The organism is Phenylobacterium sp. (assembly GCF_036263695.1).
In the GTDB taxonomy this organism is placed as follows: Bacteria; Pseudomonadota; Alphaproteobacteria; order Caulobacterales; family Caulobacteraceae; genus Phenylobacterium.
The window spans coordinates 1-13,804 of the sequence record NZ_DATAGM010000144.1 but is presented as its reverse complement, the minus strand read 5'-3'; the positions used below and the strand labels follow the sequence as shown (position 1 = coordinate 13,804).

The following is a 13,804-nucleotide window of genomic DNA, read 5'->3' as shown; positions in this document are numbered from 1 at the left end:
CAGCACGAGCGGGCCAGCCAGACCGGCGCGGGCCTCCCGGGCGCGGGCCGCTCCACCCCGCTGGAGGACGTCGCCAAGCGCTACGTCGGCGTGGACGAGAAGGGCCGCATCGCCGACCTCGACCTGCGCACGCGCCTGGCCGCCCACATGATGGACGCCCGCGCCCACGCCCTGACGCTGGCCCGCGCCGCCGCCGAGGCCAGGGAGGCGAACGGGGCCACCAACGCCGCCTCGGTGCTGAAGAACTCGGCCACGTCGGTGTCCCAGAAGCGCGCCGAGCTGACTCTGGAGATCATGGGCCACCAGGGGCTCGGCTGGGAGGGCGAGGGCTTCTCCGAGGAGGAGATCACCGCCGTCCGCGGCTGGCTGACCGGCAAGGCGATGTCGATCTACGGCGGCTCAGCCGAGATCCAGAACAACATCATCTCCAAGCGCATCCTCGGCCTGCCCGACACGACCCAGTCGACGTAGTCGCGCCGGCCTTGGCGGTTTCCTCTTAACCCGGCGCCCGCTAGGGTCGAGCTGTAGCCGCTTCGGCGGGGATGAGCGGCGGGGGCGATGGAGGAAGAGACGGTTCCGCAGCAGATGAGCGAGGCGCGCCTCGCCGAGCTGCACGCCGAGCTCGTCGCACGCGAGGACCTGCAGTTCGATTTCCCGCCATTCGTGGAGCCGAAGCCGCCGGCCTGGGCGGACGCCCTGGTGCGCTTCTTCGAGGCCATCGGCCCGATCCTCAAGGTCGTCTTCTGGGCCGGGCTGATCATCGGAGGGTTGCTGATCGTCTTCTTCGCCGCCCGTGAGGTGCAGGCGACCTGGACCCGTCGGCGCAAGGCCGAGCAGGGGGCGGCCCCCACCGACTGGGCGCCCGAGCCGGCCAAGGCCAAGGCCCTGCTGGAGGACGCCGACCGGCTGGCCGCCGAGGGTCGGTTCGAAGAGGCGGTCCACCTGCTGCTGTTCCGAAGCATCGACGACCTGGCCGGCCGCCGGCCCGAGGCGGTGCGCCCGGCCCTCACCAGCCGCGACATCGCCCGCATCGAGGCCATGCCTGGGCCCGCCCGCAGCGCCTTCTCGCGCATCGCCGAGGCGGTGGAGAAGAGCTTCTTCGGCGGCCGCCCCCTGGGCCGGAGCGAGTTCGCCGAGTGCCGCCGGGCCTACGAGGCCTTCGCCTTCGCGGAGGGCTGGACATGAGCGAGGCCGCTGCGCCCGGACGGGCTCAGCCCTTCTCCACCAAGGTGGTCGTCGCCCTGCTGCTGGTTGGCCTCGTCGCCTTCGCCGGCTTCACCGTGCTGGCCGCCTACGCGCCGGAAATGCGCGGGAGTGGCGATCCGGGGGCGCACGCTCTGTCGCGCTCGGCCGTGGGCTACACCGGCGTGCGGGCGCTGCTGGAGGAGCAACGGGTGGACGCCGTCGTCAGCCGCAGCTTCCCCCCGCACGACGCCGACTATTCGGAGGAGGCGGTCCCGCTGGTGGTCGTCACCCCGCCCCGCGGGGCCAAGGCCAAGGACCTGGAGCCCTTCTTCACCGTCACCCCGTTGCTGATCGTGCTGCCCAAGTGGCTGACGGCGCCCGACCCGGTGCGCTCCGAACGGGTGCTCAAGCTCGGGGTCGGCCCCGCCGCGCCGTTTGGCGAGATGCTGAAAGGCCTGTCGGCGCAGACAACGATCGCCAGCCGCAAGGGCTGGTCCAGCCCGGTGCTGATCGGCGCCGGCGACTTCGAGGGCGCCCGCCTGCCGCTCGGCCGCATCGACAGCCTGCAGACGATCTCCGGCCCCGGCTGGGATCCCGTGCTGGTCGACGAGAGCGGGGCCGCGGTGCTGGCCTGCGCCAAGTCGCGGCGCGTGTGCGTGCTGGCCGATCCGGACCTGCTGAACACCCAGGGGATCGCCAGCCGCGACACCGCACGGGCGGGCCTGGCGATCCTCAACACACTGAGAGGCGAGGGCGGGCCGGTCTATTTCGACGTGACGCTGAACGGCCTCAGCGCCGATCACAATCTCCTCAAGCTGCTGCTGACCCCGCCGCTGCTCAGCTTCACCCTCTGCGCCGTGGCCGCCGCCCTGCTTATGGGCTGGCATGCGATGGCAAGGTTTGGGCCAGCCGCACGCGAGGACCGGGAGCTGGCGTTGGGCAAGCAGGCGCTGGTGGACAATTCCGCCGGCCTGTTCCGGATGGCCGGCAAGGAGCATGAGCTGGCCCCCGCCTACGTCCGCCTCACCGAGCAGCTGGCGGCCAGGTCCGCGGGCGGCGAGCGGGCGCCGCACGGGACCGGCGAGCGGATCGCCTGGCTGGACCGCATGGCCGCCCAGCGCGGGATCACCACACGGCTCGCCGAGCTGGAACGGGAGGCCGAGGGCGCGCGCACGCGCCACGACCTCTTGGGCCTGGCGCGCCGGCTGTACGAATGGAGAGCGGAGATGACGCGTGAACGTCGATGAGGTGAAGGCCCTGGCCCAGGCCATCCGGGCGGAAGTCGGCAAGGCGGTGATCGGTCAGGAGGACACCATCTCGCTGATGCTGACCGCCCTGCTGGCCAAGGGTCACATGCTGCTGGAGGGCCCGCCGGGCGTAGCCAAGACCTTCCTCGCCCAGTGTTTCGCCCGCACCCTGCACCTGGACTACGGGCGCATCCAGTTCACCCCCGACCTGATGCCCGGCGATATCACCGGCACCAACATCTTCAACTTCCAAACCTCCACCTTCACCCTGAACAAGGGTCCGGTGTTCTGCGAGCTGCTGCTGGCCGACGAGATCAACCGCACCCCGCCGAAGACCCAGGCGGCGCTGCTGGAGGCCATGCAGGAGCGGCAGGTCACCATCGACGGCAAGCCGCACGATCTGGGCGACCGGTTCATGGTGGTGGCGACCCAGAACCCGCTGGAGCAGCAGGGCACCTATCCGCTGCCCGAGGCCCAGCTGGACCGCTTCCTGTTCAAGCAGGTGCTGGCCTATCCGAGCCTGGAGGAGGAGCGCCGCATCGTGGCGACCCACGGCATGCGCTCGGGCCAGGCGGACCCCGCGGCGATGGGCGTGACGCCGGTGGCCGACGCCGCCGCGCTGGCCGCCGCGGCCGAGGCGGTGGCGCGAATCCGCCTGGCCGAGGACATCGTCGATTACGTCCTGAAGCTGGTCCGCTCGACCCGGGAGACCGCCGAGCTGCAGAGCGGGGCGAGCCCCCGCAGCGCGGCCATGCTGGCGCTCGCCGCCCGCGCCCACGCGGCGCTGGACGGGCGCGACTACGTGATCCCGGACGATGTGAAGCGGCTGGCCCTGCCGGCCCTGCGCCACCGGGTGATCCTCTCCCCCGCCGCCGAGATCGAGGGCCGCCGGGCCGACGACGTCATCGCGGGCCTGATCGACCAGGTGGAGGCGCCGCGCTAGCGGGCTCATGATCTACCCCACCCCCCGAGCCATCCTGCTGGTCGCGCTGGGCGCTGCGCCCTCGCTGATCCTGGCCTTGGTCGCGCCCAGCTTCTGGGTGGCGGGGCTCGCCTGGCTGCTGGCCGCAGCGGGGCTGATCCTGGTGGACGTGCTGCTCTCGCCGCCGGCCAATTCCGTGGAGCTGGAGCTCGAGGCGCCGCGGTCCCTCGGCGTCGGGCGGGAGGGCGCCGCCACCCTGTCGGCGGTGTTCCCGAAGTTCGCGCCCCGGCAGGTGGAGCTGGCCCTGTCGGCCGGCGAGCGGCTGTCGCTGGAGCCCCGCCGCCAGACCGCCTCGGCGGCCGGAAGCCGCGCCCGCGCCTTGCTGAAGCTGAAGCCGCTGCGCCGGGGTGAGGGCCGCTTCGAGGAAGCCTGGGCGCGCTGGCGCGGACCGCTGGGCCTGGCCTTCATCCAGCGCTCCAAGAAGCTGGACGCCGTCGCCGCCATCACCCCCGACGTCCAGTCCGTGAAGGACGAGGCGCTGCGCCTCTTCGCCCGGGACGCCCCGTTCGGGGCCAAGGTGCAGCTGGACACCGGCGAGGGCGCCGAGTTCCACGCCCTGAAGGAGTACCAGCCGGGGATGGACCTGCGCTCCGTCGACTGGAAGCAGAGCGCCCGTCACGGCAAGCTGATCGGCCGCGAGTACCGCACCGAACGCAACCACCACATCATCCTGGCGCTCGACACCGGCCGATTGATGTGCGCGCCGCTGGCCGGGGCGCCGCGCATCGACCGGGCGATCAACGCGGCGCTGCTGCTGGCCTTCGTGTCGCTGAAGCTCGGCGACCGGGTCGGCCTGTTCGCCTTCGACGCCAAGCCGCGGGTGGCGAGCGGGGTGACCGCCGGCGCGCAGTCCTTCCCGCTGCTGCAGCGTCTGGCCGCCTCCATCGACTACACCACCGAGGAGACCAACTTCACCCTCGGCCTCTCGACCCTGCTGGGGCGCCTCGACCGCCGCTCGCTGGTGGTGGTGTTCACCGACTTCGCCGATCCGACCAGCGCCGAGCTGATGATCGAGAACGTCGGCCGGCTGCTGCGCACCCACCACGTGCTGTTCGTGGCCTTCCGGGACGAAGAGCTGGAGAGCCTGCTCTCCGCCGAGCCGCAAGCGCCGGAGGACGTCTCTCGCGCCGTGGTCGCCGGGACCCTGCTGCAGCAGCGCGAGCTGGTGTTCGGCCGTCTGACCCGGATGGGCGCCCAGATCGTCGACGCCCCCGCCGGCCGCATGGGCACGGCCCTGGTCAACGCCTATCTCGACGCCAAGCGTCGGGACCTCCTCTAAGGGGAACGGAGATGGCCGAGCTCGTCCTCAAGAGCCAGAGGTTCCGGTCCGAGCGGGAGGCGGACTGGCGCCGGCTGGAGACCCTGCTGGCGAAGGCCGAAGGCGGCTCGGCCGCGCGGCTGACCCGCCAGGAGCTGCTGGAGCTGCCGGTGCTTTACCGCTCGGCCCTGTCGTCGCTCTCGGTGGCCCGCTCGATCTCCCTGGACCAGGGGCTGATCGACTATCTGGAGAGCCTCTGCACCCGCTCGTACTTCTTCGTCTACGGGGCCCGCTCGACCCTGCTGGAGCGGATCGGCCGGTTCTTCACCCACGACTGGCCGAGGTCCGTGCAGGGCATGTGGCGCGAGACTCTTGTGTCCCTGCTGGTGACCACGCTCGGCGTGGTCGTCGCCGCGGTGCTGGTCAGCGGCAATCCCGACTGGTTCTACGCCTTCGTGCCCAGCGAGATGTCCGGCGGGCGCGACCCCTCGGCCTCCACCGCCTTCCTGCGCTCGACCCTCTACGACGACCACGACGGCAAGTCGGTGTTCGCCACCTGGCTGTTCACCCACAACGCTCAGGTGGCGCTGTTCGCCTTCGCCCTGGGCTTCGCCCTGTGCCTGCCGACGGCGGCGCTGATGATCTACAACGGCCTGATGCTGGGCGCCTTCCTGACGCTCTTCGCCTCTCACGGTCTGGGGATCGAGGCGGGAGGCTGGCTGATGATCCACGGCGCCACCGAGCTGTTCGCCATCGTGCTGGCCGGCGCGGCCGGCTTCACCATCGGCTGGGCGGTGGTCTTCCCGGGCGAGGCCTCGCGGATGCGGGCCGCCTCGGTGGCCGGGAAGCGGGCGGCGACGGTGATGACCGGCGTGGTGGTCATGCTGTTCGTGGCCGGCCTCTTAGAGGGGATCGGTCGCCAGGCGATCCGGTCGGACGCCATCCGCTACGCAATCGCCGCCACCAGCCTGACCATCTGGCTGGCCTACTTCTACCTGCCCAGGAAGGCGCGATGAGCCAGGCCGGGATCCAGCGCGGCAAGCGCACAGCCGGCCGGCCGCCGCAGGACACGAGCCGCGAGTTCGTCACGCCGGAGGGCGTCGACCTGCGCCTGCGGATCGGCGAGGCCGGCGAGCGGGCGGCGGCCTTCCTGGTGGACGTGATCATCCTGACCATCGCCCTCGTCGTGGTCAGCATCGGGATGGTCGGCGTGCTGGCGGCCTCTCGGGCCCGGGGCGTGGAGGTGGCGGCCATCGTCTGGCTGCTGATCGCCTTCTTCCTGCGCTTCTTCTACTTCATGGCTTTCGAAATGCATCCGGGGGCGGCGACGCCCGGCAAGCGAATGCTGGGCCTCCGGGTCATCGCCCGGGGGGGCGGGCGGCTGACCGCGGACGCCGTGTTCGCCCGCAACGCCATGCGCGAGCTGGAGGTCTTCCTGCCGCTGTCCTTCCTGTTCTCGCAGGGCGACGGCGTCGACGCCTGGGTCATCCTGCTGGGCCTGATCTGGAGCGGCGTCTTCCTGTTCTTCCCGCTGTTCAACCGCGATCGCCTGCGGATCGGCGACTTGGTGGCCGGGACCATGGTGGTCAAGGCGCCGAGGCGGAAGCTGCTCCCGGACCTGGCGGACGAGCGCACGCCCGGCGTCGGCCGCCTGGCCTTCACCCAGGCCCAGGTGGACGCCTATGGCGTGAAGGAGCTGCACGTCCTCGAGGAGGTGCTGCGCCGGGCCGACAAGCCGACCATGCGGGCCGTCGCCCAGCGCATCCAGGGCAAGATCGGCTGGCAGGGCGAGGACGCCTCCGACCCCCAGTTCCTCGCCGCCTACTACGCCGCTCTGCGCGGTCGGCTGGAGAGCCGGATGCTGTTCGGCCACCGCCGGAAGGACAAGTTCGACCGGGCCTAGGGGCGCTAGTCGAACACCGTGGCGGGATCCTCCGGCGGGGCGATCTCCCGCAGGCGGCGGATCTCGAAGTAGGCGGCTGCGGCGATGGCGGCGAGGTAGACGTCCGACAGGGTCGAGGCGACGGCGCAGGTCAGCAGCGCCGGGAACAGGCCGAAAGCCCGCTCGGAGTCGTAGTAGGTGCCCAGGCCCACGCCCTCCGCCAGCCAGTCGGCCCCGAAGGCGAAGACGATGTAGAGGGCGAACAGCGCCAGCAACTTCAGCCTCGCGCCCCGGGCGATCTGGAAAGCGCGGCCGAGGGCGGCGAACACGCCCGGCCGCTCGACCACTGCGACGACGACCGCCAGGCCGACGAAGGGGTAGATGACCGAGCCCGCCAGATAGAGCAGGGGCGCCCCCGCGCCCGCGCCCACGATGGCCAAGGCGTAGAAGCCGACCTCCATGATCAGGTTCATCAACACGCCGGTGGCCACCAGCGGGACCAGCACCTTGAAGCCCGGCGTCATCAGCTCGCCCCAGGCGACCCGCCGGCCCTCCAGCTCCTGCCAAAACAGGTAGGCGACCCCGCCGTGGAACAGGCTGGCGCGAAAGGCCTCGATGACGATGGACGAGATCGCGTTGCCCTCGTCCGGCGGCGTCGGGGCGGCCAGGGTCGCGTAGTCGAACAGGAACTCCGGCAGGCCGACCAGCAGGGCGCCTAACAACAGGACCTTGGGCGCGTTGCGGACGATGAACTCCAGCGCCTCGGTCAGCACATGGTCGAGGCGCAGGCGCGGGGAGGCGAGCTTCACGGGGTCATTCTGCCTGATCGGGGCGCTCTCGTCAGTCGAACAGGGCGGCCAGCGCGTCCGGCGAGACGCCTTCCTTCAGCCGCTTCAGCTCGACGTAGATCACCGAGGCCCCGGTGGCGCCGATCAGCGCGTTGATCACGCCGGAGACGGAGTTGGCGATCATCTGGCTGACGACCATGCCCTGCGGGCCCATCGCCATGGCCGCCAAGCTGAGCGGGGAGACCAGCAGACCGACAATCCAGCTCAGCACCACGAACAGCAGCATCAGGCCGAAGATCCGCCAGCGGTTGCCGCGGGTCAGCTCGGCGCTGCGACCGAAGGCGCCGACGATCCCGGTCTGCTCGCTGACGAGCGAAGGGACGGCCACGCACCAGGCCACCAGCATCATCACTCCGGGCACGATGAACAGCAGGAAGCCGACGACCAGCGCCACGGCCATGAGCAGGGAGAGCAGGATCACCGGCACGAAGTTGCGCAGGCCCATGGCCAGGCACTCGCCAAAGCTGGCGCGGGCCCCGTTCAGGTCCCGGATGGTTCCGTAGATCAGCGCCCCCTGGAGCACCGCGTTGGTGATGATCGAGACGAGGAAGCCGATCCCGAACAGACCAAATGTCTCCGGGCCGATGTTCAGGCTGGAAGGGTCGCCCATGAGGTCCAGGACCCCGATGCTGACGAGCGCCGTGGGCGCGCCGACCAGCAGCGCGGTGAGGCCGAGGAACGGCGCCAGGTTGCGGCCGAGCACCCCGAAGGTCGCCCCGATCACCTTGCCGATGTCGAGGCTGGGCGCCCCTGCTGCGATGGCCGTCATGCGCGTCTCCCCCTCCGTCGGAGGAAATCATGCCCGCGCTGGGCTGTCGATGTGGGGCGGAACGAAGGCAAGCGCCAACGGTTGTCCGCCCGACCCACTGACATGCCAAAGGAGAAGGCCATGCAAGCCGATCGCGAGCACGCCGTGAAGGTGCTGAACAGCCTGATCGAGACCACCCTCGATTCCGCCAACGGTTACAAGGAGGCGGCCGAGAACGCCCAGTCGACCGAGTTCAGGACCCTGTTCGAGGAACGGGCCCGCCGGCGGATGGACCTGACCCGCCAGCTGCAGCAGGAGGTCCGCAGCTTCGGCGGCCAGCCCGAGGACGACCAGTCGATGCTCGGCAAGGCCCACAACAAGTTCGTCGACCTGAAGACCGCGCTGACCGGCGGCCCGGACGACAAGAAGGTGATCAACGAGGTCGAGCGCGGCGAGGACGTGATCAAGGCCAAGTACGAGAAGTGCCTGAACGACGACGACCTGCCCTCTGATGTCCGCCAGCGGCTCAGCCAGGCCTACGAGTCGATCCGCGCCGACCACGACGAGATCAGCCGGATCAAGCACCAGTACCAGTAACTCTGCGGCGCCCCCTCGACTCTTACCTCCCCCGCGAAGCGGCGGGAGGTAGGGGTTGATCGTCTGGCTTGGCTGGGGCACGCGTGCCCCATGTCGGACAATCTCTACGAGCTGCTGGCGAGCCGGTTTCCGGAGGATCCGGCCGCGCCCTGCTTCCTGCTGAAGGACGGCGGGCAGATCAGCTATGCGGCGCTGGCCGACGGCGCGGCCCGGGCGGCGGCGCTGATGGTCGAGCGGGGCGTGAAGCCCGGCGACCGGGTGGTGCTGAAGGCCGAGAAGAGCCCGCAGGCGGTAATGGCCTACCTGGCGACGCTGATGGCGGGCGCGGTCTACACGCCCCTCAACGGCGCCTACACCGCCGCCGAGACGGACTACTTCCTCAAGGACGCCGAGCCGGCGCTGGTGCTCACCGACCCCGTGACCTTCCTGGCCGAGGCCGCGGGCGTCGAGCCGCTGGCTGAGCCCGTCTCGCGGTCCGCATCGGACCTGGCCTCGATCATCTACACCAGCGGCACGACCGGGCGCTCCAAGGGGGCGATGCTCAGCCACGGGAACCTGGCGGCCAACGCCCTGGCGCTGCACGCCGCCTGGGGCTTCTCAGAGAAGGACGTGCTGCTCCACGCCCTCCCGATCTTCCACGTACACGGCCTGTTCGTGGCGTTGCACTGCGCTTTCTTAAGCGGCGCGCCGATGGTCTGGCTGGATAGGTTCGAGGATGGAGCGGTCGTGGAGGGCCTCTCCGGCGCCACGGTGATGATGGGCGTGCCGACCTTCTACACCCGCCTGCTGTCCACCCCCGCGTTCACGCGGGACCGGGCCGAGCACATGCGCCTCTTCATCTCCGGCTCGGCGCCGCTGCTGGAGTCCACCTTCGCCGAGTTCGAGGCCCGCACCGGCCACCGGATCCTCGAGCGCTACGGCATGAGCGAGGCGGTGATCATCACCTCCAATCCGCTGGACGGGGACCGCATCCCCGGCAGCGTCGGCTTCCCGCTGCCGGGCGTCGAGTTGCGGATCGCGGGCGGCGAGACGGGGGTGATCCAGATCCGCGGCCCCTCCGTCTTCTCCGGTTACTGGCGCATGCCCGAGAAGACCGCCGAGGAGTTCACCGCCGACGGCTTCTTCATCACCGGCGATGTCGGCCGGCAGGACCCGGACGGCCGCGTCTGGATCAGCGGCCGGGCCAAGGACCTGGTCATCTCCGGCGGGTTCAACGTCTATCCGAAGGAGGTGGAGATGGTGCTGGACGAGCTGCCCGGCGTCGTCGAGAGCGCGGTCATCGGCGCGCCCCACCCGGACTTCGGCGAGGGGGTGGTGGCGGTGGTGATCGGGAAGGGCGAGGAGGCGGCCCTGATCGCCGGGGCGCGGGAAAAGCTCGCGGCGTTCAAGGCGCCCAAGCGGGTGTTCTTCGTGGACGAGCTGCCCCGCAACGCCATGGGCAAGGTGCAGAAAAACCTGCTGCGCGAGCGCTACGCCGACGCCTTCGCCTGATCCGGAGCGCTGAGCAGCCGCACGATCTCCGACAGCAGCTGGACGGGCGCGAAGGGCTTGGGCACCACCCCGTCCATGCCCGCAGAGGCGTAGCGGCCGCGGTGGTGGGCCATCACGTCGGCGGTCATCGCGATCACCGGCAGAGCGCCGGCCGCGCCCGGCAGGGCGCGGATCAGGCGGGTGGCCTCCAGCCCGTCCATGCCCGGCATGTTGACGTCCATCAGCACCAGGTCGAAGCCGCCGTCGCGGACAGCCTCGATGGCCGCTTCGCCGCTGTCGACGTTCGCCGCCTCCGCGCCCATCGCCTCCAGGGTCTTGCCGCCCACCAGCCGGTTCACCGCGTTGTCGTCCACCACCAAGATTTTCAGGCCGGCCAGCGGCGCGGCGTCGGCCTCGCCGAGCGCGACGGCCTGCGGGGCTTCGGCCGGCTCGGCGGCGATTTCGAACCAGAAGGTCGAGCCCTGTCCCTCCACGCTGGTGTAGCCCATGTCGCCGCCCATCAGCCGCGCGAGCGTGCGCGAGATGGCCAGGCCGAGGCCGGTGCCGCCGTAGCGGCGAGCCGTGGCCCCGGCCTCGGCCTGGCTGAAGCGGTCGAAGAGCTTGCCGTGCGCGCTCTCGGGAATGCCGATCCCGGTGTCCTCCACCTCGCAGCGCAGCCGGTGTGCGCCGGGCTCGCCGGTCAGCGCCATCCGCAGCTCCACGTGACCGGTGTCGGTGAACTTCACCGCGTTGCCCAGCAGGTTGAACAGGCACTGGCGCAGCCGCACCGGATCCAGCGACAGCCAGCCGATGTCGGGGTCGATGCGGGTGTGCAACTCCAAGCCCTTGGCCTGCGCCTGCGGCCGGATCAGGCCCGCCACGCTCTCGGCGATCCTGGCCGGTTCGGCGGGAGCGGGGCTGATCTCCAGCTTGCCTGCCTCGATCTTGGAGAAATCCAGCACGTCGTTGATCAGCTGGCCGAGCATCTCGCTGCAGCCGAGCGCCTCGGAAAGCAGCTCGCGCCCCTCAGCGCTGAGGGGCTCGCGGCCCAGCAGGTTGAGCACGCCGACGATGCCGTTCATCGGGGTGCGGATCTCGTGGCTGACCGAGGCGAGGAAGTCCGACTTCGCGGCGGTGGCCTCCTCCGCCGTACGACGGGCGTCGGCGAGGGCGATCGACTGGCGCTTCTGTTCGTCGATGTCGAGCAGCAGGCCGACCGCGCGCCGGGGGGCCCCGTTGTGGCGCTCCACCTCCAGGTAGAAGCGCATCCAGCGCTCGCCGCCGGGCGTGGGGACGCGGACGTCGATCGGGTCGGCCGTCTCGCCGTCGGCGGCTCTGCGACGCACTTCGGCGATCGCCGCGCGGTCTTCGGCGTGGAACAGCGCCAGGGGGTCGCCTGCAGCCTTCGCCACCAGATCCTTGTCGATGAGCGCCGCCAGCTCCGGCGTCGCCCAGAAGCGGCGCGTGGCATAGTCGTACTCGAACACAGCGGCCCGGGCGCCGTTCAGGGCCAGCGTCAGCCGCTGCTCCGCGGCGCGGGCTTCATCCCGGGCTCGCGCCTGGGACGTGACGTTCTGCGACAGGCCGAACATCTCGTACTTGCCGGAAGGCATCTGTCGCCCGGAGCGGTAGCGGACGTTGAGGTGCACCCACGAGCCGTCTGCGTGACGGTAACGGATCTCGCGCTCGGCTTGGCCGCCGTCGCGGGTGATGGTCTCGCGGGCCTCGGCGTCGAGGGGTGCGTCGTCTCGGTGCTGGATCCGGGTGAGGGCTTCCAGGTCTGTGGCCGCTGAGATCCCCCAGCCCAGGTCCAGTGAAGTCTGGAAGTGGTAGAGCTGGGTGTCGGGGTCGTAGCGCCACACGCCGATGGTGGCGTCGCGTAGCAGCTGGTCGCGCATCGCGTCGTCGTCGCGCAGCGCGCTGATCTCGGCGGTCTCGGCGGTGACGTCCACCAGCATGGCCAGGGCGTCCTCGCCCGAGGGCTGGATGTCGAGCCGCAGCCGGCGAGGGCGCCCGTCGGCCGACCGGATCTCGAACGGCCGATGCTTCGCCGCCTCGACCGGCAGGGCTTCGGCCAGGTGGAGGCCGATCAGCGTCTCCGGCCGGCGGTCGGTCAGCGCCGCCCAGGCCGCGTTCGCCGACTGGATACGTCGTGCGGCGTCGAGCACGGCCATCGGCGTGTCCGAGAGATCGAAGAAGGCCACCCCGCCGGTCGTTGCGGCGGGCGGCCGGTGCATGGACATCGGCGTTCCCCGGCGACGATCAGGCCAGGAAACGCCGAGTCTCTACAACGCGAGGTTACCGATCGTTGCGGCGTGGCGCCGCAGGACTACACCAGCTCCGCCGGTTCGCGCCCCAGCTCCTTCAGGAACGGCGCGGCGTAGTGGATGCCGCCGGTCTGGGTGGCCGGATCGCCCGAGGCCAGCTGGAACACCGCCTCGGCGATGTATTCGATCGGCTGCACCCGATCCTTGGTCTGCTCGTTAATCAGCCCGTGGACGGCCACGCCCGGGGTCGCCACCAGACCCGGCGAGACCACGTTCACGGCGATGTTGTGCTGGGCGACCTCGGAGGCCAGGCCGGTGGTGAACCGCTCCAATGCGGCCTTGCACATGCCGTAGACCGTGCCGCCGCGGCCCGCGCCCGAGTAGGGCGGCTTGGGGTGCATGCCGGCGCCCGAGGAGATGTTGACGATGTGGCCGCTGCGCCGCTCGATCATCGAGGGCAGCACCAGCTGGGCGAGGTGGAAGGGCGCGTACACCTGCACCTCCATCATCAGCTTGAACCGCTTCTCCGGAAAGTCGGTCACCGGGATGAAGTAGGTGATGGCCGCGTTGTTCACGAGGATGTCGATGGGGCCGTAGGTCGCCACCGTCTCCTCGACCAGCCGTTCGCGCTCCTGGGCGTTCGACAGGTCGGCCTTGATGAAGGTGGCCTCGCCGCCGGCCTTTTTGATGCGGTCCACGGTGTCGTGCAGCGTGCCGGGCAGGCGGCTGTCGCCGGCCTCGGCGGTGCGGGCGCTGGCCACGACCTTGGCGCCCTCCTGGGCCAGGCGAGCCGAAATAGCCTCGCCGATGCCGCGGCTGGCGCCGGTGACCAGGGCCACCTTGCCGGCCAGCTTGCCGTTGGGATTGACGCGCGCGCTCATGAAGTCCTCCCGAAATATTCTCGTTTTGAATGGCCGCGACCCTGCGGATTTTCCGGCGAAGGTGCAAGCCTGAGGCAGCGATGGAGAGAGTGGTTTGCTGACGGCGCAGGCGGACGGGCGGCTGGCGGCGGGTCGGGCGGTGCGCGCCGCCTTCATGGCCACGCGGCTGCAGGGCGAGCTGGCGCCTGACGGTGCGCTGGAGCTGTCGCTCTGGGGCGCCGGGGCGCTGGGGACGGTGCGGCTGGCGCCGTTCCTGGGCCCCTGCACCTACGCGCCGGACCTCCTCACCACGGCGGCGGGCGGCCTGGTCGCCGCCGCGCGCAGCCGGGCCGCGCTCCTCGTCCGCGGCGCGGAGCTGCGCGGCGTCTCGCCGGCGCGGCGGCCGGCGCGATGGGCCGAGCCCGGGCGCGGCGAGCTGACGGAAAACGGCTTCGTCCTG

General features: G+C 70.8%; 14 protein-coding genes. 10 read left to right on the top strand and 4 right to left on the bottom strand.

What is annotated here, in order from left to right; translation table 11 throughout:
* The 7 genes from VHK87_RS05800 to VHK87_RS05770 all read left to right on the top strand — a co-directional run.
* The coding region (locus VHK87_RS05800) for an acyl-CoA dehydrogenase family protein (RefSeq protein WP_329633951.1) at positions 1 to 471 on the top strand (471 nt) is incomplete at its 5' end.
* Between the two features lie 87 nt (positions 472 to 558).
* Positions 559 to 1,185 carry a DUF4129 domain-containing protein gene (locus VHK87_RS05795; RefSeq protein WP_329633950.1) on the top strand — a complete coding sequence of 209 codons (627 nt, stop codon included), beginning with the start codon at positions 559 to 561 and terminating at the stop codon, positions 1,183 to 1,185.
* Positions 1,182 to 2,432, top strand: a complete 1,251-nt coding sequence (locus VHK87_RS05790) for a hypothetical protein (RefSeq protein ID WP_329633949.1) — start codon at positions 1,182 to 1,184, stop codon at positions 2,430 to 2,432. The genes VHK87_RS05795 and VHK87_RS05790 overlap by 4 nt, the downstream gene beginning before the upstream one ends.
* Positions 2,419 to 3,375 (top strand): MoxR family ATPase, encoded by a 957-nt coding sequence (locus VHK87_RS05785; RefSeq protein WP_329633948.1) that lies wholly within the window; start codon positions 2,419 to 2,421, stop codon positions 3,373 to 3,375. Before VHK87_RS05790 ends, VHK87_RS05785 begins: the two co-directional genes overlap by 14 nt.
* A gap of 7 nt (positions 3,376 to 3,382) precedes the next feature.
* The gene (locus VHK87_RS05780; protein WP_329633947.1) at positions 3,383 to 4,693 is read left to right on the top strand and encodes a DUF58 domain-containing protein; all 1,311 of its coding nucleotides are present in this window, start codon (positions 3,383 to 3,385) and stop codon (positions 4,691 to 4,693) included.
* 11 nt (positions 4,694 to 4,704) lie between these two features.
* On the top strand, positions 4,705 to 5,688 hold the full coding sequence (locus VHK87_RS05775; protein WP_329633946.1) for a stage II sporulation protein M: 984 nt from the start codon (positions 4,705 to 4,707) through the stop codon (positions 5,686 to 5,688).
* Entirely contained in the window at positions 5,685 to 6,575 is an 891-nt protein-coding gene (locus VHK87_RS05770) for an RDD family protein (protein WP_329633945.1), read from the top strand. The genes VHK87_RS05775 and VHK87_RS05770 overlap by 4 nt, the downstream gene beginning before the upstream one ends.
* A 5-nt stretch (positions 6,576 to 6,580) precedes the next feature.
* Here VHK87_RS05770 and VHK87_RS05765 read toward each other — a convergent pair whose 3' ends face one another.
* Positions 6,581 to 7,363: a hypothetical protein gene (locus VHK87_RS05765; protein WP_329633944.1), complete on the bottom strand. Its 783-nt coding sequence runs from the start codon at positions 7,361 to 7,363 to the stop codon at positions 6,581 to 6,583.
* A gap of 31 nt (positions 7,364 to 7,394) precedes the next feature.
* Entirely contained in the window at positions 7,395 to 8,171 is a 777-nt protein-coding gene (locus VHK87_RS05760; protein WP_329633943.1) for a hypothetical protein, read from the bottom strand.
* A 120-nt stretch (positions 8,172 to 8,291) separates the two neighbouring features.
* On the opposite strand from VHK87_RS05760, the gene VHK87_RS05755 reads away from it, so the two are divergent.
* The gene (locus VHK87_RS05755) at positions 8,292 to 8,747 is read left to right on the top strand and encodes a PA2169 family four-helix-bundle protein (RefSeq protein ID WP_329633942.1); all 456 of its coding nucleotides are present in this window, start codon (positions 8,292 to 8,294) and stop codon (positions 8,745 to 8,747) included.
* Between the two features lie 90 nt (positions 8,748 to 8,837).
* Positions 8,838 to 10,238, top strand: a complete 1,401-nt coding sequence (locus tag VHK87_RS05750; RefSeq protein WP_329633941.1) for an AMP-binding protein — start codon at positions 8,838 to 8,840, stop codon at positions 10,236 to 10,238.
* Here VHK87_RS05750 and VHK87_RS05745 read toward each other — a convergent pair.
* Positions 10,217 to 12,460 (bottom strand): ATP-binding protein, encoded by a 2,244-nt coding sequence (locus tag VHK87_RS05745; protein ID WP_329633940.1) that lies wholly within the window; start codon positions 12,458 to 12,460, stop codon positions 10,217 to 10,219. The two genes, VHK87_RS05750 and VHK87_RS05745, sit on opposite strands and share 22 nt — an antisense overlap.
* Positions 12,461 to 12,546: 86 nt before the next feature.
* Entirely contained in the window at positions 12,547 to 13,365 is an 819-nt protein-coding gene (locus VHK87_RS05740; protein WP_329633939.1) for an SDR family NAD(P)-dependent oxidoreductase, read from the bottom strand.
* A 94-nt stretch (positions 13,366 to 13,459) separates the two neighbouring features.
* Here VHK87_RS05740 and VHK87_RS05735 point away from each other — a divergent pair.
* Positions 13,460 to 13,804: hypothetical protein (locus VHK87_RS05735; protein ID WP_329633938.1), on the top strand; the 345-nt coding region annotated here is incomplete at its 3' end.